Below are 21,679 nucleotides of genomic sequence, written 5' to 3' on the forward strand. Positions count from 1 at the left end.
AGCTGATTCTGATTACAGACGCATCGGCATGACAACGTAAGCCGAATCGTCGTTGTCGGATTCCTGCACCAGCGCACTGCTGTTGGAGTCGGACAGGATCAGACGTACCTGCTCGGTGGTCATCACGCCCAATACGTCCAGCAGATAGCTGACGTTGAAGCCGATTTCCAGGGAGCCACCGTTGTACTCCACGCCTACTTCTTCTTCCGCTTCTTCCTGCTCCGGGTTATTCGCCTGGATCTTCAGCTGACCGTTGGCTAGTTGCAGACGAATGCCGCGGTACTTCTCGTTGGACAGGATCGCGGTGCGGCTGAAGGCTTCGCGCAGCGCCTGACGATCGCCAAGTACCAGCTTGTCGCCACCTTTGGGCAGGACGCGCTCGTAGTCAGGGAATTTGCCGTCCACCAGTTTCGAAGTGAAGGTGAACTCGCCGGTGGTCGCGCGGATGTGATGCTGGCCCAGGACGATGCTGACGTTGCCATCCGGCTCGGTCAGCAGGCGCGCCAGCTCCAGGATGCCTTTGCGCGGCACGATGACCTGGTGACGATCCGGCTGGCCGATATCGGCTTGCATGGAGCACATCGCCAGGCGGTGACCGTCAGTCGCCACGGCGCGGATGATGCCGGCCGAGACCTCCAGCAGCATGCCGTTGAGGTAATAACGCACGTCCTGCTGGGCCATGGCGAAACTGGTCCGCTCGATCAGGCGACGCAGCTTGCTTTGTTCCAGGCTGCAGGTCAGCGAGCCCGGGCCTTCTTCCACCGTCGGGAAATCGTTGGCTGGCAGGGTCGACAAGGTGAAGCGACTACGACCGGCCTTGACCACGAGCTTCTGCTCATCGACCTTGATGTCGATCAGCGCGTCGTTTGGCAGGCTCTTGCAGATGTCCATCAGCTTGCGCGCCGGCACGGTGATGGAGCCCGGATCGGCCGGCTCTTCAAGTTGGACACGACCGACCAGCTCGACTTCCAGGTCGGTACCGGTCAGCGACAATTGCTGGCCTTCGACAACCAGCAGCACGTTGGAAAGTACCGGCAAGGTCTGGCGGCGTTCGACGACGCCCGCGACCAGTTGCAGGGGTTTCAACAGGGCTTCGCGTTGAATGGTGAAATGCATGGTCTAGTCCCTTGCCTTAATAAGCTGCGCTGGTGGTCATCAAGTGGTCAGTGTACGCAGCAGGTTCTTGTAGTCCTCGCGGATGTCCGCGTCGGATTCCTTAAGTTCGTTGATCTTGCGGCAGGCGTGCAACACGGTGGTGTGGTCGCGTCCGCCAAACACATCGCCGATTTCCGGCAGGCTGTGGTTGGTCAGCTCCTTGGACAAGGCCATAGCCACCTGACGCGGTCGTGCCACCGAACGCGAACGGCGCTTGGAAAGCAGATCGGAAATTTTGATTTTGTAGTATTCAGCAACGGTACGCTGAATGTTATCCACAGAGACAAGCTTGTCCTGCAGCGCCAGCAAGTCCTTCAAGGATTCGCGGATCAGCTCGATGGTGATATCGCGACCCATGAAGTGAGAGTGGGCAATCACCCGCTTCAGTGCACCTTCCAGCTCACGCACGTTCGAGCGAATACGCTGGGCGATGAAGAACGCTGCATCGTGAGGCAGCTCGACCTTGGCTTGGTCGGCCTTCTTCATAAGGATCGCGACGCGGGTTTCCAGTTCCGGCGGTTCTACGGCCACCGTCAGGCCCCAACCGAAACGTGACTTGAGGCGTTCTTCGAGGCCTTCGATCTCTTTCGGGTAGCGGTCGCTGGTAAGAATGACCTGCTGCCCACCTTCAAGCAATGCGTTGAAGGTGTGGAAAAACTCTTCCTGAGACCGTTCCTTGCGAGCGAAAAATTGGATGTCGTCGATCAGCAAGGCGTCCACCGAACGGTAGAAACGCTTGAACTCGTTGATGGCGTTCAGTTGCAAGGCCTTGACCATGTCAGCCACGAAACGCTCGGAATGCAGGTAGACGACCTTGGCATTCGGATTCTTCTTTAATAGATGGTTGCCCACCGCGTGCATCAGGTGGGTCTTACCCAAGCCGACGCCGCCATAAAGGAAGAGCGGGTTGTAGCCGTGCTTGGGATTGTCCGCCACCTGCCAGGCTGCAGCCCGGGCCAGTTGGTTGGACTTGCCTTCGACGAAGTTCTCGAAGGTAAAGGTCCGGTTCAGGTAACTGGTGTGCTTGAGCGCACCTTCCACCTGGACCGTCCGTTGTTCAGCGCGCACCGGTGCCTGCTGGGAGCTCGCACCGGCCATTGGGTCGAAGCTGTCCCGGGAGGGCTCCTCGCTGACTTCGGCGACCTTCTGAGCGTTGCGTTTGCCCGGGGCAGGCGCGGGCGTCGGTGCGGCATGGTTGTTGGTCGGTGGCGTAGCGGCCTGTTGCGCCTGTGATGCAGCAGCGGCCAGCGGCGCATTGGGTGCCGCGCGCGGTGCCGAGCTGCGCTTGCTGCCTATTAACAAGGACAGCGCAGGCGCCATGCCATTGCCATGCTCATCGAGCAGTTCCATGACCCGGCCAAGGTACTTTTCGTTGACCCAGTCGAGAACGAAACGGTTCGGCGCATAGACGCGCAACTCGTCGCCTTCGGCTTCGACCTGTAGTGGACGGATCCAAGTGTTGAATTGTTGGGCAGGCAACTCATCGCGCAAAAGCTCAACGCACTGCTGCCAAAGTTCCACTGACACGGATATCCCCTGAGTTGAAAGCCGGTGAGGCAAAAACAAGCGGCCATTGTAGCGATCAGCCGCTCACTTATCCACATGCAGGTTGCGTATCGCCCATGATTTATCAATGCCTTAACAGAACGAAAGACGACGGACGGTCGGTGGATAAGGGCTGTGGATAACCAACCCTGAGCCCGTTGTACAACTGGGGGGCGAACTCAGTGGATAACCGCTCTGTGGATAACTACCCATTCCACCCACAGCTTATCCGACAGCGCAGCACAGGGTTGTCACCGCTTTCCACTGTAGTTGTCATTCTCTGTACACAGCGATTTGTAAGGCCTTGATGTGGTTATCCACAGGCAGGTGGCTTGCTAGCTTTTATAAGCTTTACAGAAAAGCTTTAAATAATTCCCTTCTTTATTTCTATATCTAGCGGTCTGCGTCGAATCCGCAAAGGAGGGGCTGGATATCTATTTAAAGGAAACGCTGGTTGGAAATTGACCTAGAGGCTTGCTTTCTCTAGAATCCCCGGTCTCTTAAAACGGGGGCCATTCCGGCCCGTTGTGGACGAACCAGGTAACACGACATGAAACGTACTTTCCAACCAAGCACTATCAAACGCGCTCGTACCCACGGTTTCCGTGCTCGCATGGCTACCAAGAACGGTCGTGCCGTCCTGTCGCGTCGTCGCGCCAAAGGTCGTGCGCGTCTGGCAGTTTGATAATCCGGCACTGGAGGTGAGTCAGGACTTCAGTCGGGAAAAGCGTCTGCTTACACCCCGGCATTTCAAGGCAGTCTTTGACTCCCCTACCGGCAAGGTTCCGGGGAAAAATCTCCTGCTCCTTGCGCGCAGCAACGATCTCGATCACCCCCGCCTAGGGCTGGTTATCGGGAAAAAGAGCGTCAAGCTCTCCGTTCAGCGCAATCGCCTCAAACGTCTGATGCGCGAATCGTTTCGCCTGAACCAGGATTCACTGGTCGGCTGGGACATTGTTATCGTCGCGCGCAAAGGTTTGGGTGACGTAGAAAACCCCGAATTGATTCAGCATTTCGGCAAGCTCTGGAAACGCCTGGCTCGTAACAAGCCAGCACCGGTAGCCAACACCGAGACTGTAGGGGTAGACAGCACCGATGCGTAAACTGGCACTCGTTCCGATCCAGTTTTATCGCTATGCCATCAGTCCCCTGATGGCCAGCCACTGTCGTTTCTACCCCAGTTGTTCCTGCTACGCGTATGAAGCCATAGAAAATCATGGTCTTCTGCGCGGTGGCTGGCTGACCTTTCGTCGTTTAGGTCGCTGTCATCCGTGGAATCCCGGCGGTTATGACCCGGTTCCGCCTATCCCTACCTCCCGTTCTTCTTCGATGGCCGAGTAATCATGGATATCAAACGCACGATCCTGATCGTCGCCCTGGCAATCGTGTCCTACGTCATGGTCCTTAAATGGAACCAGGACTATGGCCAGGCTGCCCTGCCGACTCAGAATGTTGCAGCCAGCAATACCGCACCGAGTCTGCCGGATACAACAACTGGCACTAACACCGCCAGCAATGACGATGTCCCGCGCGCGGCGAGCGACACCAGCGCCCCTGCCGAAGCCCCCGTGGCTGCCAGCAAGGACCTGATTCAGATCAAGACGGATGTGCTCGAGCTGGCAATCGATCCACAAGGTGGTGATGTCGCTCAATTGAAGCTGCCGCTGTATCCGCGTCGCCAGGATCACCCGGAAATCCCGTTCCAGTTGTTCGACAACGGTAACGAGCGGACCTATCTGGCTCAAAGTGGCCTGATTGGTGCCAATGGCCCGGATGCAAATCCGGCCGGTCGTCCGGTTTATTCCGCCGAGAAGAAGGTCTATCAGCTGGCTGACGGCCAGGACCAACTGGTCGTCGACCTGAAGTTCAGCAAGGACGGCGTCAATTACATCAAGCGTTTCACCCTGAAACGCGGCCTGTATGACGTGACTGTTTCCTATCTGGTAGACAACCAGAGCGCTCAGCCCTGGTCGGGTGCGATGTTCGCGCAGTTGAAGCGCGACGCCAGTGATGATCCTTCGTCCAGCACCGCCACCGGTACCGCGACTTACCTGGGCGCTGCCCTGTGGACAAGTTCGGAACCGTACAAAAAAGTGTCCATGAAGGACATGGACAAGGCTCAGCTGAAAGAAACCGTTCAGGGTGGCTGGGTTGCCTGGTTGCAGCACTACTTCGTAACGGCATGGATTCCGCAGAAGGGCGAAAACAATGTCGTCCAGACGCGCAAGGACAGTAAAGGCAACTACATCGTCGGCTATACCGGCCCTGCGTTGACTGCAGCGCCAGGCGCAAAAGTCGAGACCAGCGCCATTCTGTATGCCGGTCCGAAAAGCCAAGCCGTACTGAAGCAGTTGTCCCCAGGCCTGGAATTGACTGTCGACTACGGTTTCCTGTGGTTCATTGCCCAGCCGATCTTCTGGTTGCTGCAACATATCCACAGCATCGTCGGCAATTGGGGCTGGTCGATCATCTTCCTCACCATGCTGATCAAGGGTATTTTCTTCCCCTTGTCGGCGGCCAGCTACAAATCGATGGCGCGCATGCGTGCAGTGGCACCGAAACTGGCTGCCCTGAAAGAACAGCATGGCGATGACCGGCAGAAAATGTCCCAGGCCATGATGGAGCTGTACAAGAAAGAGAAGATCAACCCGCTGGGTGGTTGCTTGCCGATTCTTGTACAGATGCCGGTGTTCCTCGCGCTTTACTGGGTTCTGCTGGAAAGCGTGGAGATGCGCCAGGCACCGTTCATGCTGTGGATCACCGACCTGTCGATCAAGGATCCGTTCTTCATCCTGCCGATCATCATGGGCGCCACCATGTTCATCCAGCAGCAGCTGAACCCGACACCTCCGGATCCGATGCAGGCGAAGGTCATGAAAATGATGCCGATCATCTTCACCTTCTTCTTCCTGTGGTTCCCGGCCGGTCTTGTGCTGTACTGGGTTGTGAACAACGTGTTGTCCATCACTCAGCAGTGGTACATCACGCGTAAGATCGAAGCGGCCACGAAAAAAGCCGAGGCGTAACTTGCCCTGTGGATAACCACACAAAACGCCCCCTAGTGGGGCGTTTTGCTATCTGCCATTTTTGTCTGGATACCGGTTTATGAGCGCACCGCGTGAAACCATCGCCGCCGTCGCCACCGCTCAAGGTCGCGGCGGGGTCGGCATCGTCCGTATTTCGGGGCCTTTGGCTGGCGTTGCGGCCAAGGCTATCAGCGGCCGCGAACTGAAACCGCGCTTCGCTCACTACGGACCTTTTCTTGACGCTGACAAACATGTTCTCGATGAAGGCCTGGCCTTGTATTTCCCCGGGCCGAACTCATTCACTGGCGAGGATGTGCTGGAACTGCAGGGGCATGGCGGCCCCGTCGTCCTGGACATGCTGCTCCAGCGTTGCCTCGAGTTGGGTTGCCGCCTGGCCCGGCCGGGTGAGTTCAGCGAGCGGGCCTTTCTTAATGACAAACTCGACCTGGCCCAGGCCGAGGCGATTGCCGATCTGATCGAAGCCAGCTCTGCGCAGGCTGCACGCAACGCGTTACGGTCATTGCAGGGGGCGTTCTCACAGCGTGTGCATAACCTTGCCGAACAACTGATCGGTCTGCGGATCTACGTCGAGGCGGCCATCGATTTCCCCGAAGAGGAAATCGATTTTCTCGCCGACGGCCACGTGCTGAGCATGCTCGACAAAGTGCGCGATGAATTATCCACAGTCTTGAGGGAAGCCGGGCAGGGGGCTTTGTTGCGCGACGGTATGACTGTGGTCATTGCCGGCCGCCCCAACGCCGGTAAGTCCAGCCTCTTGAACGCCCTGGCCGGGCGCGAGGCTGCCATCGTTACCGAGATTGCCGGCACCACCCGGGATATCCTGCGTGAACATATCCACATCGACGGCATGCCGCTGCACGTCGTGGACACCGCTGGCTTGCGCGATACCGACGACCAGGTCGAGAAAATCGGCGTGGAACGGGCCCTCAAGGCTATTGGCGAGGCTGATCGCGTATTGCTGGTGGTGGATGCCACTGCGCCGGAAGCAGGCGATCCTTTCGCTTTGTGGCCTGAATTCCTGGAGGTTCGTCCGGATCCGGCAAAAGTCACCTTGATTCGCAACAAGGCAGACCTGACGGGCGAAGCGATAGCCCTCGAAGTGAGCGACGATGGCCACGTCACTATCAGCCTGAGCGCGAAGGCGGCCGGTGAAGGCCTGGAGTTACTGCGCGATCATCTCAAGGCCTGCATGGGCTACGAGCAGACATCGGAAAGCAGCTTCAGCGCTCGCCGCCGGCATCTTGAAGCGTTGCGTCACGCCAGCGGTGCCCTGGAGCACGGTCGTGCGCAGCTGACCCTGGCAGGCGCCGGCGAGTTGCTGGCCGAAGATCTGCGCCAAGCGCAGCATTCCTTGGGTGAAATCACCGGAGCCTTCAGTTCCGATGACTTGCTGGGGCGGATCTTCTCCAGCTTCTGCATCGGCAAATAACGCCAATCCCGTGCAACCGGGCTGCTGCTGACAGCCAATCAAGCCCGGTCCCCCTCTTCCTTCTCAATACGATTGCCCCTGCGGCGGCTTGGCCGTGAGCGATCGCCTGTGGATTAAGCCCTGTGAATAACTGCCACTGAGGTCGGTTGATAAGCAGCCCTGAAAACCGGATATAACTGCCTCTGTGGATAACCAACCGATTCATCCACAGGCTTACACCGGTTATCCAACGGCCTCATGGCCAGATGAGCACAGGGTTTTGATTCTCTGTACAGCTTGAATATAAAGGCTTACAGGACCTTATCCACAGAACTGTTGCTCAGTAAGAATAAACATAAAAACAAAGATTCTATAAATTTCTTTCTTTTTTATTTTTTTAACCGCGAGTTCTCCACAGCTGGTTAAATTTTGTGCAAAGGGTTCTTTAGAAAGGACGAAGTCCCTATACTTGCCGACCTGGCTCGAAAAACGCCCAGGGCCAGACTCAAAACCTATTTCCGAATTACCTGAATTAAGCAGGCACGAGGTGCGTGGTGGATTTCCCTTCCCGTTTTGAAGTGATCGTCATCGGCGGCGGTCATGCCGGTACCGAGGCAGCACTTGCATCAGCACGCATGGGGGCAAAAACCCTGTTGCTGACGCATAACGTGGAAACCCTCGGCGCCATGAGCTGCAACCCGGCCATTGGTGGCATCGGCAAAAGCCACCTGGTCAAGGAAATCGATGCCCTCGGCGGCGCGATGGCCATGGCCACGGACAAAGGCGGTATCCAGTTTCGCGTGTTGAACAGCCGCAAAGGTCCAGCGGTGCGTGCCACTCGTGCCCAGGCAGACCGAATCCTGTACAAAGCTGCTGTCCGCGAAATCCTGGAAAACCAGCTGAACCTGTGGATATTTCAGCAAGCGGCTGACGATCTGATTGTCGAGCAGGACCAGGTACGCGGTGTCGTCACGCAAATGGGGCTGCGGTTCTTCGCCGATTCCGTCGTACTGACCACCGGGACCTTCCTCGGCGGACTTATCCACATCGGTTTGCAGAACTTTTCCGGCGGTCGCGCTGGTGATCCGCCCTCAATCGCCCTGGCTCAACGCCTGCGTGAATTGCCGCTGCGCGTTGGTCGGCTGAAAACCGGTACGCCACCGCGTATCGACGGCAAGTCCGTGGACTTCTCGGTCATGACCGAGCAGCCTGGCGATACGCCGATCCCGGTGATGTCGTTCATGGGCAACAAGGAACAGCATCCACGGCAAGTCAGTTGCTGGATCACCCACACCAATGCCCGCACCCACGAAATCATTGCGGCGAACCTCGATCGTTCGCCGATGTATTCCGCTGCCGGTGAAATCGAAGGTGTCGGCCCGCGCTATTGCCCGTCGATCGAAGACAAGATCCATCGCTTTGCCGACAAGGAAAGCCATCAGGTCTTCATCGAGCCCGAAGGCCTGACGACCCATGAGCTGTATCCGAACGGGATCTCCACCTCGCTGCCGTTCGATGTGCAGTTGCAGATCGTCCAGTCGATCCGTGGCATGGAGAACGCTCACATCGTGCGTCCGGGTTATGCGATCGAGTACGACTACTTCGATCCGCGCGATCTGAAGTACAGCCTGGAAACCAAGGTTATCGGCGGTCTGTTCTTCGCCGGGCAGATCAACGGCACCACCGGTTACGAAGAGGCGGGTGCCCAAGGATTGTTGGCCGGAGCCAACGCGGCATTGCGCGCCCAGGGCAAAGACAGCTGGTGCCCGCGTCGCGATGAGGCGTATATCGGTGTGCTGGTGGACGACCTGATTACGCTGGGTACCCAGGAACCGTATCGGATGTTCACGTCCCGCGCCGAATATCGCCTGATCCTGCGTGAGGACAACGCCGACCTGCGCCTGACCGAGAAAGGTCGCGAGCTGGGGCTGGTGGATGACGTGCGTTGGGCTGCGTTCTGCAAGAAACGCGAGAGTATCGAGCTGGAAGAGCAGCGCCTGAAGAGCACCTGGGTTCGTCCCGGTACCGAGCAGGGCGATGCCATCGCGGCGAAATTCGGCACTCCGCTGACGCACGAATACAACCTGCTCAACCTGTTGAGCCGGCCGGAAATCGATTACGTCGGGCTGGTGGAAGTCACTGGCCAGGGCGCGGAAGATCCGCAAGTGGCCGAACAGGTCGAGATCAAGACCAAATACGCCGGCTATATCGATCGTCAACAGGACGAAATTGCCCGTCTACGCGCCAGTGAAGATACCAGGCTGCCTGTGGATATCGACTACACGAACATTTCGGGTCTGTCGAAAGAAATCCAGAGCAAGCTTGGTGCAACGCGTCCCGAGACCCTCGGCCAGGCGTCGCGCATCCCCGGCGTGACCCCGGCGGCGATTTCGCTGTTGATGATTCATTTGAAAAAACGCGGCGCGGGCCGCCAGTTGGAGCAAAGCGCTTGAGTTCGATGGTCACCTCGCAACACGCTGAAGAATTATCCACAGGTGCCCGTCAGCTCGGCGTCAGCCTCACCGAAGCCCAGCACGCGCAGTTGCTGGGTTACCTGGCGTTGTTGATCAAATGGAACAAGGCCTACAACCTGACCGCCGTGCGCGATCCGGATGAAATGGTCTCGCGACACTTGCTCGACAGTCTCAGCGTGATGTCTTTCATCGAAGACGGTCGCTGGCTCGACGTCGGTAGTGGCGGTGGCATGCCTGGTATTCCGCTGGCAATCCTGTTTCCCGGTTCGCAAGTGACCTGTCTGGACAGCAACGGCAAGAAAACCCGCTTCCTGACCCAGGTCAAACTCGAACTGAAACTGGATAACCTGCAAGTTATCCACAGCCGCGTCGAAGCGTTCCAGCCTGCAGAGCCTTTCAACGGAATCATCTCCCGGGCCTTCAGCAGTATGGAGAACTTCAGCAACTGGACGCGCCATCTGGGCGACGCCGATACACGCTGGCTGGCAATGAAGGGCGTTCATCCGGCCGATGAGCTGGTAGCATTGCCGGCAGACTTCCACCTCGATAGCGAACACGCCTTGGCCGTACCCGGTTGCCAAGGCCAACGCCATCTGCTGATACTGCGCCGCACGGCATGATTGGGAACACAAGCAAGAATGGCTAAGGTATTCGCGATAGCGAACCAGAAAGGTGGTGTGGGCAAGACCACCACCTGCATCAACCTCGCAGCATCCCTGGTCGCGACCAAGCGCCGGGTGCTGTTGATCGATCTCGATCCACAGGGCAACGCCACCATGGGCAGCGGTGTGGATAAACATGGCCTGGAAAACTCCATCTACGATGTACTCATCGGTGAGTGCGACCTGGGCCAGGCCATGCATTTCTCCGAGCATGGTGGTTACCAGCTGCTGCCGGCCAACCGTGACCTGACGGCGGCAGAAGTGGTGCTGCTGGAAATGCAGATGAAGGAGAGCCGCCTGCGCAGCGCGTTGGCGCCGGTTCGTGAAAATTACGACTACATCCTGATCGACTGCCCACCGTCACTGTCGATGCTGACCCTCAATGCGTTGGTTGCCGCCGATGGGGTGATTATCCCCATGCAGTGTGAATACTTCGCCCTCGAGGGGTTGAGCGACCTTGTGGATAACATCAAGCGCATCGCTGAACTGCTGAACCCGGAGCTGAAAGTCGAAGGCCTGTTGCGCACGATGTACGACCCGCGCCTGAGCCTGATGAACGACGTGTCGGCCCAGCTCAAGGAGCATTTCGGCGAGCAGCTCTACGACACGGTCATTCCGCGGAACATCCGCCTGGCCGAAGCGCCGAGCTATGGCATGCCGGCCCTGGCCTATGACAAACAATCGCGTGGCGCGCTGGCCTACCTGGCCCTGGCGGGCGAGATGGTTCGCCGTCAACGCCGCCAGCCACGCATCGCTGCAGCCCAGCCAACTTAAGGAAACCCCATGGCCGTCAAGAAACGAGGTCTCGGACGTGGACTGGATGCGCTGCTCAGCGGTCCGACTGTCAGTTCGCTTGAAGAACAGGCAGTCCAGGTCGATCAGCGCGAATTGCAGCATCTGCCGCTGGACCTGATCCAGCGTGGCAAATACCAGCCGCGTCGGGACATGGACCCGCAAGCGCTGGAAGAACTGGCCCAGTCGATCAAGACCCAGGGCGTAATGCAGCCTATCGTGGTCCGCCCGATCGCCAATGGGCGGTTCGAGATCATCGCCGGCGAACGCCGCTGGCGCGCGAGCCAGCAAGCCGGCCAGGAAACCATCCCGGCGATGGTCCGCGACGTACCGGATGAAACCGCGATCGCCATGGCGCTGATCGAGAACATCCAGCGCGAGGACCTCAATCCGATCGAAGAAGCGGTGGCCTTGCAGCGCTTGCAGCAGGAGTTCCAGCTGACTCAGCAACAGGTCGCCGAAGCGGTGGGCAAGTCTCGGGTGACCGTGGCCAACCTGCTGCGTTTGATCGCCTTGCCGGAAGTCATCAAGACCATGCTGTCCCACGGCGACCTGGAGATGGGCCATGCCCGGGCTTTGCTCGGTTTGCCGGAAAATCAACAAGTTGAAGGGGCGCGACATGTTGTCGCACGCGGCCTGACCGTGCGCCAAACCGAGGCACTGGTTCGTCAATGGCTGAGCGGCAAACCCGCCCCTGTCGAAGCACCAAAACCCGATCCGGACATCGCTCGCCTGGAGCAGCGCCTGGCCGAGCGCCTGGGCTCTGCGGTGCAGATTCGCCACGGAAAGAAGGGCAAAGGGCAACTGGTGATCGGTTATAACTCCCTCGATGAGCTGCAAGGTGTTCTTGCGCACATTCGCTGAAACAATTGCCCTTGTAGCGCGCAGTCGGAAATCACTACCTTGAGGTTGAATAGGGGCAGAACCGCCCCTATACTCTGCGCGCATTTTGTCGGCACAAATTATGCCAAGTTATTGAATTCCGGCAGCCGACCATTGGAGAGCAAAAGCGATGGAAACACGCACGCCAAACCGCTTGCCGTTCCATCGTCTGGCTGTTTTCCCGGTGTTATTGACCCAGTTCGTCGTTGTACTGATCGCCGCGTTGGCGCTCTGGCAATGGAAAGGAGTCGTCGCCGGATACTCGGGTCTTTGCGGAGGCCTGATAGCCTTGCTTCCCAATATTTACTTCGCTCACAGGGCATTTCGGTTTTCCGGCGCCCGAGCAGCCCAAGCCATCGTCCGGTCTTTTTATGCCGGCGAGGCGGGGAAATTGATTTTGACGGCAGTGCTGTTTGCACTGACGTTCGCAGGTGTGAAGCCATTGGCGCCGCTGGCTGTATTCGGCGTGTTCCTGCTGACCCAGATGGTCAGCTGGTTCGCTCCCCTGCTAATGAGAACAAGACTTTCGAGACCTTAGGGCGTTTGAGGCAACCATGGCAGAGACAACCGCTTCGGGCTATATCCAGCACCACTTGCAGAACCTGACCTTCGGTCAGCTACCCAATGGCAGCTGGGGCTTTGCTCACACTGCAGCAGAAGCTAAAGAAATGGGCTTCTGGGCCTTCCACGTCGATACCCTCGGCTGGTCGGTCGCGTTGGGTCTGATCTTCGTTCTTCTTTTCCGCATGGCGGCAAAGAAAGCGACTTCCGGTCAGCCTGGTGCACTGCAGAACTTCGTTGAAGTACTGGTCGAATTCGTCGATGGCAGCGTGAAAGACAGCTTCCATGGCCGTAGCCCGGTGATCGCGCCGCTGGCACTGACCATCTTCGTCTGGGTGTTCCTGATGAACGCCATCGACCTGGTACCGGTCGACTGGATTCCTCAACTGGCCATCCTGATCTCCGGCGATGCCCATATCCCGTTCCGCGCCGTGTCGACCACCGACCCGAATGCGACTCTGGGCATGGCGTTCTCTGTATTCGCACTGATCATTTTCTACAGCATCAAGGTCAAGGGCATCGGCGGTTTCATCGGCGAACTGACCCTGCACCCGTTCGGCAGCAAGAACATCCTTGTTCAGGCACTGCTGATCCCGGTGAACTTCCTTCTGGAATTCGTGACCCTGATCGCCAAGCCAATCTCTCTGGCCCTGCGTCTGTTCGGCAACATGTATGCCGGCGAGCTGGTGTTCATCCTGATCGCTGTGATGTTCGGCAGCGGCCTGCTCTGGCTCAGCGGCCTGGGCGTGGTGCTGCAGTGGGCGTGGGCAGTGTTCCACATCCTGATCATCACCTTGCAGGCGTTCATCTTCATGATGCTGACCATCGTCTACCTGTCGATGGCGCACGAAGAAAACCATTAAGGCCAGTCTCGACTAGTCTGATGTCCTTCCCGGTCAAACGGGAAGGGGCCCGAACGGGCTTGATGAAACGATTTGTTTTACCGCTTTAATCTAAAAAACCTAAACCATACGACGTAAAAGTCGGGAGGAAAGATGGAAACTGTAGTTGGTCTAACCGCTATCGCTGTTGCACTGTTGATCGGCCTGGGCGCACTGGGTACCGCAATTGGTTTCGGCCTGCTGGGCGGCAAATTCCTGGAAGGCGCTGCGCGTCAACCGGAAATGGTTCCAATGCTGCAAGTGAAGATGTTCATCGTTGCCGGTCTGCTCGACGCCGTAACCATGATCGGTGTTGGTATCGCTCTGTTCTTCACCTTTGCGAACCCGTTCGTTGGTCAGATCGCTGGCTGATTATTCGGATCTTCCGAGTAATCTGGTGTGATGGACAACGTAACTGCGAGGTGTTGGCGTGAACATTAATGCGACCCTGATTGGCCAGTCCGTTGCGTTCCTGATTTTTGTACTGTTCTGCATGAAGTTCGTATGGCCTCCGGTCATTGCGGCATTGCACGAACGTCAAAAGAAGATCGCTGATGGTCTGGACGCTGCCAGCCGAGCAGCTCGCGACCTGGAGTTGGCCCATGAGAAAGTGGGTCAGCAACTGCGCGAAGCGAAAGCTCAGGCAGCTGAAATCATCGAGCAAGCCAAGAAACGCGGTACGCAGATTGTCGACGAAGCCCGTGAACAGGCTCGCGTCGAAGCTGACCGTGTGAAGGCTCAGGCTCAAGCCGAGATCGAACAGGAACTCAACAGTGTCAAAGACGCGCTGCGTGCCCAAGTGGGTGCCCTGGCCGTTGGCGGTGCTTCGAAGATCCTGGGTGCCACAATCGATCAAAACGCGCACGCAGAGCTGGTAAACAAACTGGCTGCTGAAATCTAAGCGAGGGCGATCATGGCAGAACTGACCACGTTGGCCCGACCTTACGCTAAGGCGGCCTTCGAGCACGCTCAGGCCCACCAGCAACTGGCCAATTGGTCAGCCATGCTCGGCCTGGCAGCAGCGGTGTCGCAAGACGACACCATGCAGCGTGTGCTCAAGGCCCCGCGACTGACGAGCGCAGAAAAGGCCGCCACGTTCATTGACGTGTGCGGCGACAAGTTCGATGCCAAGGCACAGAATTTCATTCACGTTGTAGCCGAAAACGACCGTCTCCCGCTTCTGCCGGAGATCGCCGCTCTTTTCGACCTGTACAAGGCCGAGCAAGAGAAATCGGTAGACGTGGAAGTGACCAGTGCTTTTGCATTGAACCAAGAACAGCAAGACAAACTCGCCAAGGTTCTCAGTGCACGACTCAACCGGGAAGTGCGCCTGCAAGTCGAGGAAGACAAATCCCTGATAGGGGGCGTTGTCATCCGCGCCGGCGACCTGGTTATCGATGGCTCGATTCGCGGCAAAATCGCGAAACTTGCCGAAGCATTGAAATCTTGAGTTTGAAGGGGCAGCAGAGCAATGCAGCAACTCAATCCTTCCGAAATAAGTGAAATTATCAAGGGCCGCATCGACAAGCTCGATGTGACCTCCCAAGCCCGTAACGAAGGCACTGTCGTCAGCGTATCTGACGGCATCGTGCGGATTCACGGTCTGGCCGACGTCATGTACGGCGAGATGATCGAGTTTCCGGGCGGCGTCTACGGTATGGCCCTCAACCTGGAGCAAGACTCTGTAGGTGCCGTGGTATTGGGCGCTTACACGACGCTGGCTGAAGGCATGAGCGCCAAGTGCACCGGCCGCATCCTCGAGGTTCCAGTCGGTAAGGAACTGCTGGGCCGCGTAGTCGACGCACTGGGTAACCCTGTTGACGGCAAAGGTCCGCTGAACAACACCGAGACCGATGCGGTCGAGAAAGTTGCTCCAGGCGTGATCTGGCGTAAGTCGGTAGACCAGCCTGTACAGACTGGCTACAAGGCTGTCGATGCCATGATCCCTGTCGGCCGTGGCCAGCGTGAGCTGATAATCGGTGACCGTCAGATCGGTAAAACCGCTCTGGCGATCGACGCGATCATCAACCAGAAGAACAGCGGCATTTTCTGCGTCTACGTCGCCATCGGTCAGAAGCAATCGACCATCGCCAACGTGGTTCGCAAGCTGGAAGAAAACGGCGCCCTGGCCAACACGATCATCGTGGCGGCCAGTGCTTCGGAATCTCCTGCGCTGCAGTTCCTGGCTCCGTACTCCGGTTGCACCATGGGCGAGTACTTCCGCGACCGCGGTGAAGACGCGCTGATCGTTTATGACGATCTGTCCAAGCAAGCAGTGGCTTACCGCCAGATTTCCCTGCTGCTGCGCCGTCCACCAGGCCGTGAAGCCTACCCAGGCGACGTGTTCTATCTCCACTCCCGTCTGTTGGAGCGCGCATCCCGCGTCTCGGAAGACTACGTAGAGAAGTTCACCAACGGCGCAGTGACTGGCAAGACCGGTTCCCTGACCGCGCTGCCGATCATCGAAACCCAGGCTGGCGACGTTTCCGCGTTCGTTCCGACCAACGTGATCTCCATCACCGACGGTCAGATCTTCCTGGAATCGGCCATGTTCAACTCGGGCATCCGTCCTGCTGTGAACGCCGGTGTTTCGGTATCCCGTGTGGGTGGTGCCGCTCAGACCAAGATCATCAAGAAGCTCTCCGGTGGTATCCGTACCGCTCTGGCTCAGTACCGTGAACTGGCAGCATTCGCCCAGTTCGCTTCTGACCTGGACGAAGCGACCCGTAAGCAACTTGAGCATGGTCAGCGCGTTACCGAGCTGATGAAGCAGAAGCAATACGCTCCTATGTCGATCGCTGACATGGCGTTGTCGCTGTATGCCGCTGAACGTGGGTTCCTGACTGACGTCGAAATCGCCAAGGTCGGCAGCTTTGAACAAGCGCTGATTGCTTACTTCAACCGAGATCACGCCGATTTGATGGCGAAGATCAACGTGAAGGGTGACTTCAATGACGAAATCGACGCTGGCATGAAAGCCGGCATCGAGAAGTTCAAGGCCACCCAAACCTGGTAAGCCGCAGCGGGAGTCGCAAGGCTCCCGCTTGCTAACCTGATAGGTGTTACATGGCAGGCGCAAAAGAGATTCGCAGTAAGATTGCGAGCATCAAAAGCACGCAAAAGATTACCAGCGCCATGGAAAAAGTGGCGGTCAGTAAAATGCGCAAGGCACAAATGCGCATGGCTGCTAGCCGTCCTTACGCGGAGCGCATCCGCCAGGTGATTGGTCATCTGGCCAACGCCAACCCGGAATATCGCCACCCGTTCATGATCGACCGCGCCGTCAAGCGCGTCGGTTACGTTGTGGTGAGCAGTGACCGTGGTCTGTGCGGTGGCTTGAACACCAACCTGTTCAAGGCCCTGGTCAAGGACATGGCGGTAAACCGCGAACAAGGCGTCGAGATCGATCTGTGCGTGATTGGTAGCAAGGGTGCGGCATTCTTCCGCAACTTCGGCGGTAACGTCGTCGCCGCTATCAGCCACCTGGGTGAAGAGCCGTCGATCAATGACCTGATCGGCAGCGTCAAGGTGATGCTGGATGCTTACCTGGAAGGCCGGATTGACCGCCTGTCCGTGGTATCCAACAAGTTCATCAATACCATGACGCAACAGCCAACCGTGGAGCAATTGATCCCACTGGTGGCGACCCCGGAACAGGAACTCAAGCACCACTGGGACTACCTCTACGAACCCGATGCCAAGGAGCTGCTTGACGGCTTGATGGTCCGCTACGTGGAGTCGCAGGTGTACCAGGCGGTGGTCGAGAACAACGCAGCTGAACAAGCGGCGCGGATGATCGCGATGAAAAACGCTACCGACAACGCCGGTGATTTGATCAGCGATTTGCAGCTGATCTACAACAAGGCGCGTCAGGCTGCGATCACCCAAGAGATCTCGGAAATCGTCGGCGGCGCTGCCGCGGTTTAACGGTTCAAATATTCAGAGGATCCAGCTATGAGTAGCGGACGTATCGTTCAAATCATCGGCGCCGTTATCGACGTGGAATTCCCACGCGACAGCGTACCGAGCATCTACAACGCGCTGAAAGTACAAGGCGCGGAAACCACCCTGGAAGTTCAGCAGCAGCTGGGCGACGGCGTGGTTCGTACCATTGCGATGGGTTCCACCGAAGGCTTGAAGCGCGGTCTGGACGTTATCGACTCTGGCGCTGCCATCTCCGTACCGGTCGGTAAAGCGACCCTGGGCCGGATCATGGACGTACTGGGTAACCCGATCGACGAAGCTGGCCCGATCGATACCGACGAGCGCTGGGGCATTCACCGTCCTGCGCCTTCCTTCGCTGAACAGGCAGGCGGCAACGACCTGCTGGAAACCGGCATCAAGGTTATCGACCTGGTTTGCCCGTTCGCCAAGGGCGGTAAAGTCGGTCTGTTCGGTGGTGCCGGTGTAGGCAAGACCGTAAACATGATGGAACTGATCCGTAACATCGCCATCGAGCACAGCGGTTATTCCGTGTTCGCCGGTGTGGGTGAGCGTACTCGTGAGGGTAACGACTTCTACCACGAGATGAAGGATTCCAACGTTCTGGACAAAGTGGCACTGGTCTACGGTCAGATGAACGAGCCGCCGGGAAACCGTCTGCGCGTAGCCTTGACCGGCCTGACCATGGCCGAGAAGTTCCGTGACGAAGGTAACGACGTTCTGCTGTTCGTCGACAACATCTACCGTTACACCCTGGCCGGTACTGAAGTATCCGCACTGCTGGGCCGTATGCCTTCGGCAGTAGGTTACCAGCCGACCCTGGCTGAAGAGATGGGCGTTCTGCAAGAACGTATCACTTCGACCAAGGAAGGTTCGATCACTTCGATCCAAGCGGTATACGTACCTGCGGATGACTTGACCGACCCGTCGCCAGCGACCACCTTCGCCCACTTGGACGCCACCGTCGTACTGTCCCGTGACATCGCTTCCCTGGGTATCTACCCAGCGGTCGATCCACTGGACTCGACTTCGCGCCAGCTGGACCCGAACGTGATCGGCCAGGAGCACTACGACACCGCTCGCGGCGTCCAGTACGTGCTGCAGCGCTACAAAGAGCTGAAGGACATCATTGCGATCCTGGGTATGGACGAGCTGTCGGAAACCGACAAGCAGTTGGTATCCCGCGCTCGTAAGATCCAGCGCTTCTTGTCGCAGCCGTTCTTCGTGGCTGAAGTCTTCACCGGTGCCTCGGGTAAATACGTTTCCCTGAAGGACACCATTGCTGGCTTCAAAGGCATCCTCAACGGTGACTACGACCACCTGCCAGAACAAGCGTTCTACATGGTCGGCGGCATCGAAGAAGCGATCGAGAAAGCCAAGAAACTGTAATCCCGGCGCCCGGCAACGGGCGCTAATTTAGGTTGAGGCAATCAGATGGCTATGACAGTCCATTGCGATATCGTCAGTGCGGAAGGGGAAATCTTCTCCGGTCTGGTCGAGTTTGTGGTTGCGCACGGTGATCTGGGTGATCTTGGTATCACCATGGGCCACGCACCGCTGATCACCAGCTTGAAGCCAGGTCCGATTACTCTGACCAAGCAGGGCGGGGACAAGGAGGTGTTCTACATCTCCGGTGGTTTCCTCGAGGTTCAGCCGAACATGGTCAAGGTCCTTGCCGATACCGTGCAACGTGCTGCCGACCTGGACGAAGCCTCCGCTCAGGAAGCCGTCAAGGCTGCCGAGAAGGCCCTGAACGAAAAAGGCGCAGACTTCGATTACGGTTCTGCTGCTGCACGTCTGGCCGAGGCCGCAGCTCAGCTGCGCACCGTCCAGCAGATCCGCAAGAAGTTCGGCGGCTAAGCCGTCCGCTTCGTGTGCGATTGATTAAAAAGGGTAGCCTCGGCTACCCTTTTTTCTTTTCCCGACACTCATCATCTGGTCGCAGCCGCTGACCACCCAGGATTGGTAGCTAGTCATGTCTCTCGAAATCGTTATTCTCGCGGCCGGTCAAGGCACCCGCATGCGCTCGGCGCTGCCCAAGGTGCTGCACCCGGTAGCCGGCAACTCCATGCTCGGCCATGTTATCCACAGCGCGCGGCAACTTGATCCACAGCGTATCCATGTGGTGATCGGCCACGGTGCCGATGCGGTACGTGAGCGCCTGGCGGCGGATGACCTGAATTTCGTGCTGCAGGACAAGCAACTCGGTACAGGTCATGCAGTGGCCCAGGCCGTGCCATTCATCACCGCCGATACGGTGTTGATTCTCTACGGCGATGTGCCGCTGATCGAAGTCGATACACTGCAACGCCTGCTCAAGCACGTCGCGCCGCAGCAATTGGGCCTGCTCACCGTCGAGCTGGATGATCCGACCGGCTACGGCCGCATCGTACGGAGCGCCGACGGCCAGGTGACTGCCATCGTCGAGCAGAAAGACGCCAATGAAGCCCAGCGCGCCATCACCGAAGGCAATACCGGGATTCTTGCCGTTCCCGCCGAGCGCCTGGGGGACTGGATGAGCCGCTTGTCCAACAACAACGCCCAAGGCGAGTACTACCTCACCGACGTGATCGCCATGGCCGTTGCCGATGGACTGGTGGTCGCCACCGAACAGCCCTTGGACGCGATGGAAGTGCAGGGCGCCAACGATCGCCGGCAACTGGCCGAACTCGAACGCCATTACCAGCTGCGCACCGCCCGCCGCTTGATGGCCCAAGGCGTGACCCTGCGCGACCCTGCCCGTTTTGACGTCCGTGGTGAAGTCAGCGTCGGCCGCGACGTGGTCATCGATATCAACGTCATCCTCGAAGGCAAAGTCATCATCGAAGACGACGTGGTCATTGGCCCGAACTGCGTCATCAAGGACAGTACCCTGCGCAAAGGCGTAGTGATCAAGGCCAACAGTCATCTCGAAGGCGCGGTGATGGGCGAGGGTAGCGACGCCGGCCCGTTTGCGCGCCTGCGCCCGGGCACGGTGCTGGAAGCCCGCGCTCATGTGGGTAACTTCGTGGAACTTAAAAACGCTCATATGGGCGAAGGTGCCAAGGCCGGGCACCTGACTTATCTGGGCGACGCCGAAATCGGCGCACGTACCAACATCGGTGCGGGGACCATCACCTGCAACTACGATGGCGTGAACAAGCACCGGACAACCATCGGCGAGGACGTCTTTATCGGTTCCAACAACTCACTGGTCGCCCCGGTGATGATTGACGATGGTTCGAACACGGCTGCAGGTTCGACTATCAATCAGAATGTGGATAAGTCTCAACTGGCCGTAGCCCGTGCACGTCAGCGCAACATCGACGGCTGGAAGCGTCCGGAAAAGATCAAGAAGCCCTGAAAGTTATCCACACCCTCTCCTGTGGGAGCGAGCCTGCTCGCGAAGCGGTATCAGACAGCGCTGCTCTGACTGACCCACCGCATTCACGAGCAGGCTCGCTCCCACAGCTGTTCCGCTGATTTCTGAATTTTTCTTCCTGCGTCTTGACGACATCGCCTCAATAGGTTTTGATTGCTTACGTTATCTTTCGAATCGAAACTTAAGCAGCCATGTCCAAGCGCAACACACCACAACGCCGCCACAACATTCTCGCTTTGCTCCAGGAGCAGGGCGAGGTGAGCGTGGATGAGCTGGCCAAGCGCTTCGAAACCTCGGAAGTTACGATTCGCAAGGATCTCGCCGCGTTGGAGACCAATGGGCTGTTGCTACGCCGCTACGGTGGCGCGGTGCCGATGCCGCAGGAACTGGTCGCCGACAGTGGACAAAGCGTTTCCAAATACAAACAAGCCATCGCCCGGGCCGCCGTCAAGCGGATCCGCGAGCATGCGCGCATCATCATTGACAGCGGCAGCACCACGGCGGCGATGATTCCCGAGCTTGGCCAGCAACCGGGGCTGGTGGTCATGACCAACTCCCTGCATGTGGCCAATGCGCTGAGCGAACTGGAGCATGAGCCCGTGCTGCTGATGACCGGTGGTACCTGGGATCCTCATTCCGAGTCGTTCCAGGGCCAGGTCGCCGAGCAGGTGCTTCGTTCCTATGACTTTGACCAGCTGTTCATCGGCGCCGACGGCATCGATCTGGTTCGAGGTACCACCACCTTCAACGAACTGTTGGGCCTGAGCCGTGTGATGGCCGAGGTTGCCCGCGAAGTGATCGTGATGGTGGAGGCCGACAAGATCGGCCGCAAGATCCCCAATCTGGAACTGCCGTGGAGCAGCGTCCATACCCTCATTACCGATGATCGCCTGCCCGTGGAGGCACGCGACCAGATTCAGGCCCGCGGCATCAATTTGATCTGCGCACCTGTCAGCCAGGAGAAATAAC

Annotated in this window: 22 protein-coding genes; 20 read left to right on the forward strand and 2 right to left on the reverse strand. The window is 58.1% G+C overall.

What is annotated here, in order from left to right; translation table 11 throughout:
- Nucleotides 1-12: 12 nt before the first annotated feature.
- Both dnaN and dnaA read right to left on the reverse strand, forming a co-directional pair.
- Nucleotides 13-1,116 (reverse strand): DNA polymerase III subunit beta, encoded by a 1,104-nt coding sequence (gene dnaN, locus J3P97_RS27500; RefSeq protein ID WP_007903001.1) that lies wholly within the window; start codon nt 1,114-1,116, stop codon nt 13-15.
- 39 nt (nt 1,117-1,155) lie between these two features.
- A complete protein-coding gene (gene dnaA, locus J3P97_RS27505; protein ID WP_434570707.1) occupies nt 1,156-2,682 on the reverse strand; it encodes a chromosomal replication initiator protein DnaA in 1,527 nt (508 codons plus the stop codon).
- Between the two features lie 568 nt (nt 2,683-3,250).
- On the opposite strand from dnaA, the gene rpmH reads away from it, so the two are divergent.
- From rpmH to J3P97_RS27605, 20 genes are all read left to right on the forward strand, one after another.
- Complete coding sequence (gene rpmH, locus J3P97_RS27510) at nt 3,251-3,385, forward strand: 50S ribosomal protein L34 (RefSeq protein WP_003213577.1); 135 nt, start codon at nt 3,251-3,253, stop codon at nt 3,383-3,385.
- Between the two features lie 16 nt (nt 3,386-3,401).
- Nucleotides 3,402-3,803 (forward strand): ribonuclease P protein component, encoded by a 402-nt coding sequence (rnpA, locus tag J3P97_RS27515; RefSeq protein WP_305501422.1) that lies wholly within the window; start codon nt 3,402-3,404, stop codon nt 3,801-3,803.
- Nucleotides 3,796-4,041, forward strand: coding sequence for a membrane protein insertion efficiency factor YidD (gene yidD / locus J3P97_RS27520; RefSeq protein WP_010465488.1), 246 nt, complete (start codon nt 3,796-3,798; stop codon nt 4,039-4,041). The genes rnpA and yidD overlap by 8 nt, the downstream gene beginning before the upstream one ends.
- 2 nt (nt 4,042-4,043) lie before the next feature.
- Complete coding sequence (yidC, locus tag J3P97_RS27525; protein WP_434570705.1) at nt 4,044-5,726, forward strand: membrane protein insertase YidC; 1,683 nt, start codon at nt 4,044-4,046, stop codon at nt 5,724-5,726.
- 79 nt (nt 5,727-5,805) lie between these two features.
- Nucleotides 5,806-7,176 (forward strand): tRNA uridine-5-carboxymethylaminomethyl(34) synthesis GTPase MnmE, encoded by a 1,371-nt coding sequence (mnmE, locus tag J3P97_RS27530; RefSeq protein WP_434673181.1) that lies wholly within the window; start codon nt 5,806-5,808, stop codon nt 7,174-7,176.
- 533 nt (nt 7,177-7,709) lie between these two features.
- Nucleotides 7,710-9,608: a tRNA uridine-5-carboxymethylaminomethyl(34) synthesis enzyme MnmG gene (gene mnmG, locus J3P97_RS27535; protein WP_434673182.1), complete on the forward strand. Its 1,899-nt coding sequence runs from the start codon at nt 7,710-7,712 to the stop codon at nt 9,606-9,608.
- Between the two features lie 5 nt (nt 9,609-9,613).
- Complete coding sequence (rsmG, locus tag J3P97_RS27540; RefSeq protein ID WP_305501421.1) at nt 9,614-10,249, forward strand: 16S rRNA (guanine(527)-N(7))-methyltransferase RsmG; 636 nt, start codon at nt 9,614-9,616, stop codon at nt 10,247-10,249.
- Between the two features lie 18 nt (nt 10,250-10,267).
- Complete coding sequence (locus J3P97_RS27545) at nt 10,268-11,065, forward strand: ParA family protein (RefSeq protein WP_030139029.1); 798 nt, start codon at nt 10,268-10,270, stop codon at nt 11,063-11,065.
- Between the two features lie 9 nt (nt 11,066-11,074).
- Nucleotides 11,075-11,947 carry a ParB/RepB/Spo0J family partition protein gene (locus J3P97_RS27550; protein ID WP_305497746.1) on the forward strand — a complete coding sequence of 291 codons (873 nt, stop codon included), beginning with the start codon at nt 11,075-11,077 and terminating at the stop codon, nt 11,945-11,947.
- A 148-nt stretch (nt 11,948-12,095) separates the two neighbouring features.
- Complete coding sequence (locus tag J3P97_RS27555; RefSeq protein ID WP_305497745.1) at nt 12,096-12,503, forward strand: F0F1 ATP synthase subunit I; 408 nt, start codon at nt 12,096-12,098, stop codon at nt 12,501-12,503.
- A gap of 16 nt (nt 12,504-12,519) precedes the next feature.
- The gene (gene atpB, locus J3P97_RS27560; RefSeq protein ID WP_434602344.1) at nt 12,520-13,389 is read left to right on the forward strand and encodes a F0F1 ATP synthase subunit A; all 870 of its coding nucleotides are present in this window, start codon (nt 12,520-12,522) and stop codon (nt 13,387-13,389) included.
- A gap of 132 nt (nt 13,390-13,521) precedes the next feature.
- Nucleotides 13,522-13,779: a F0F1 ATP synthase subunit C gene (gene atpE, locus J3P97_RS27565; RefSeq protein ID WP_003097235.1), complete on the forward strand. Its 258-nt coding sequence runs from the start codon at nt 13,522-13,524 to the stop codon at nt 13,777-13,779.
- Nucleotides 13,780-13,837: 58 nt separating this feature from the next.
- Nucleotides 13,838-14,308 (forward strand): F0F1 ATP synthase subunit B, encoded by a 471-nt coding sequence (locus tag J3P97_RS27570; RefSeq protein WP_047230097.1) that lies wholly within the window; start codon nt 13,838-13,840, stop codon nt 14,306-14,308.
- Nucleotides 14,309-14,320: 12 nt separating this feature from the next.
- Nucleotides 14,321-14,857: a F0F1 ATP synthase subunit delta gene (locus tag J3P97_RS27575; protein ID WP_003187192.1), complete on the forward strand. Its 537-nt coding sequence runs from the start codon at nt 14,321-14,323 to the stop codon at nt 14,855-14,857.
- Nucleotides 14,858-14,878: 21 nt separating this feature from the next.
- A complete protein-coding gene (gene atpA / locus J3P97_RS27580) occupies nt 14,879-16,423 on the forward strand; it encodes a F0F1 ATP synthase subunit alpha (RefSeq protein WP_434570698.1) in 1,545 nt (514 codons plus the stop codon).
- A 50-nt stretch (nt 16,424-16,473) separates the two neighbouring features.
- Nucleotides 16,474-17,334: a F0F1 ATP synthase subunit gamma gene (atpG, locus tag J3P97_RS27585; protein ID WP_186611299.1), complete on the forward strand. Its 861-nt coding sequence runs from the start codon at nt 16,474-16,476 to the stop codon at nt 17,332-17,334.
- A 27-nt stretch (nt 17,335-17,361) separates the two neighbouring features.
- Nucleotides 17,362-18,738, forward strand: a complete 1,377-nt coding sequence (gene atpD / locus J3P97_RS27590; RefSeq protein ID WP_186611300.1) for a F0F1 ATP synthase subunit beta — start codon at nt 17,362-17,364, stop codon at nt 18,736-18,738.
- 45 nt (nt 18,739-18,783) lie between these two features.
- Nucleotides 18,784-19,209: a F0F1 ATP synthase subunit epsilon gene (locus J3P97_RS27595; RefSeq protein ID WP_434626886.1), complete on the forward strand. Its 426-nt coding sequence runs from the start codon at nt 18,784-18,786 to the stop codon at nt 19,207-19,209.
- 115 nt (nt 19,210-19,324) lie between these two features.
- Nucleotides 19,325-20,692: a bifunctional UDP-N-acetylglucosamine diphosphorylase/glucosamine-1-phosphate N-acetyltransferase GlmU gene (gene glmU / locus J3P97_RS27600; protein ID WP_434673183.1), complete on the forward strand. Its 1,368-nt coding sequence runs from the start codon at nt 19,325-19,327 to the stop codon at nt 20,690-20,692.
- 209 nt (nt 20,693-20,901) lie between these two features.
- Nucleotides 20,902-21,678 carry a DeoR/GlpR family DNA-binding transcription regulator gene (locus J3P97_RS27605; RefSeq protein ID WP_434673184.1) on the forward strand — a complete coding sequence of 259 codons (777 nt, stop codon included), beginning with the start codon at nt 20,902-20,904 and terminating at the stop codon, nt 21,676-21,678.
- Nucleotide 21,679: the final 1 nt, after the last annotated feature.

Origin of the sequence: Pseudomonas sp. R1-15 (assembly GCF_051132085.1) — a bacterium.
Taxonomy (GTDB): Bacteria; Pseudomonadota; Gammaproteobacteria; order Pseudomonadales; family Pseudomonadaceae; genus Aquipseudomonas.

What these genes read in the sequence shown, in the direction of transcription:
- dnaN (WP_007903001.1), bottom strand. Translation starts at nt 1,116, where the DNA reads ATGCATTTCACCATTCAACGCGAAGCCCTGTTGAAACCCCTGCAACTG.
- rpmH (WP_003213577.1), top strand. Translation starts at nt 3,251, where the DNA reads ATGAAACGTACTTTCCAACCAAGCACTATCAAACGCGCTCGTACCCAC.
- yidD (WP_010465488.1), top strand. Translation starts at nt 3,796, where the DNA reads ATGCGTAAACTGGCACTCGTTCCGATCCAGTTTTATCGCTATGCCATC.
- yidC (WP_434570705.1), top strand. Translation starts at nt 4,044, where the DNA reads ATGGATATCAAACGCACGATCCTGATCGTCGCCCTGGCAATCGTGTCC.
- mnmE (WP_434673181.1), top strand. Translation starts at nt 5,806, where the DNA reads ATGAGCGCACCGCGTGAAACCATCGCCGCCGTCGCCACCGCTCAAGGT.
- rsmG (WP_305501421.1), top strand. Translation starts at nt 9,614, where the DNA reads ATGGTCACCTCGCAACACGCTGAAGAATTATCCACAGGTGCCCGTCAG.
- J3P97_RS27545 (WP_030139029.1), top strand. Translation starts at nt 10,268, where the DNA reads ATGGCTAAGGTATTCGCGATAGCGAACCAGAAAGGTGGTGTGGGCAAG.
- J3P97_RS27550 (WP_305497746.1), top strand. Translation starts at nt 11,075, where the DNA reads ATGGCCGTCAAGAAACGAGGTCTCGGACGTGGACTGGATGCGCTGCTC.
- J3P97_RS27555 (WP_305497745.1), top strand. Translation starts at nt 12,096, where the DNA reads ATGGAAACACGCACGCCAAACCGCTTGCCGTTCCATCGTCTGGCTGTT.
- atpB (WP_434602344.1), top strand. Translation starts at nt 12,520, where the DNA reads ATGGCAGAGACAACCGCTTCGGGCTATATCCAGCACCACTTGCAGAAC.
- atpE (WP_003097235.1), top strand. Translation starts at nt 13,522, where the DNA reads ATGGAAACTGTAGTTGGTCTAACCGCTATCGCTGTTGCACTGTTGATC.
- J3P97_RS27575 (WP_003187192.1), top strand. Translation starts at nt 14,321, where the DNA reads ATGGCAGAACTGACCACGTTGGCCCGACCTTACGCTAAGGCGGCCTTC.
- atpA (WP_434570698.1), top strand. Translation starts at nt 14,879, where the DNA reads ATGCAGCAACTCAATCCTTCCGAAATAAGTGAAATTATCAAGGGCCGC.
- atpG (WP_186611299.1), top strand. Translation starts at nt 16,474, where the DNA reads ATGGCAGGCGCAAAAGAGATTCGCAGTAAGATTGCGAGCATCAAAAGC.
- atpD (WP_186611300.1), top strand. Translation starts at nt 17,362, where the DNA reads ATGAGTAGCGGACGTATCGTTCAAATCATCGGCGCCGTTATCGACGTG.
- J3P97_RS27595 (WP_434626886.1), top strand. Translation starts at nt 18,784, where the DNA reads ATGGCTATGACAGTCCATTGCGATATCGTCAGTGCGGAAGGGGAAATC.
- glmU (WP_434673183.1), top strand. Translation starts at nt 19,325, where the DNA reads ATGTCTCTCGAAATCGTTATTCTCGCGGCCGGTCAAGGCACCCGCATG.
- J3P97_RS27605 (WP_434673184.1), top strand. Translation starts at nt 20,902, where the DNA reads ATGTCCAAGCGCAACACACCACAACGCCGCCACAACATTCTCGCTTTG.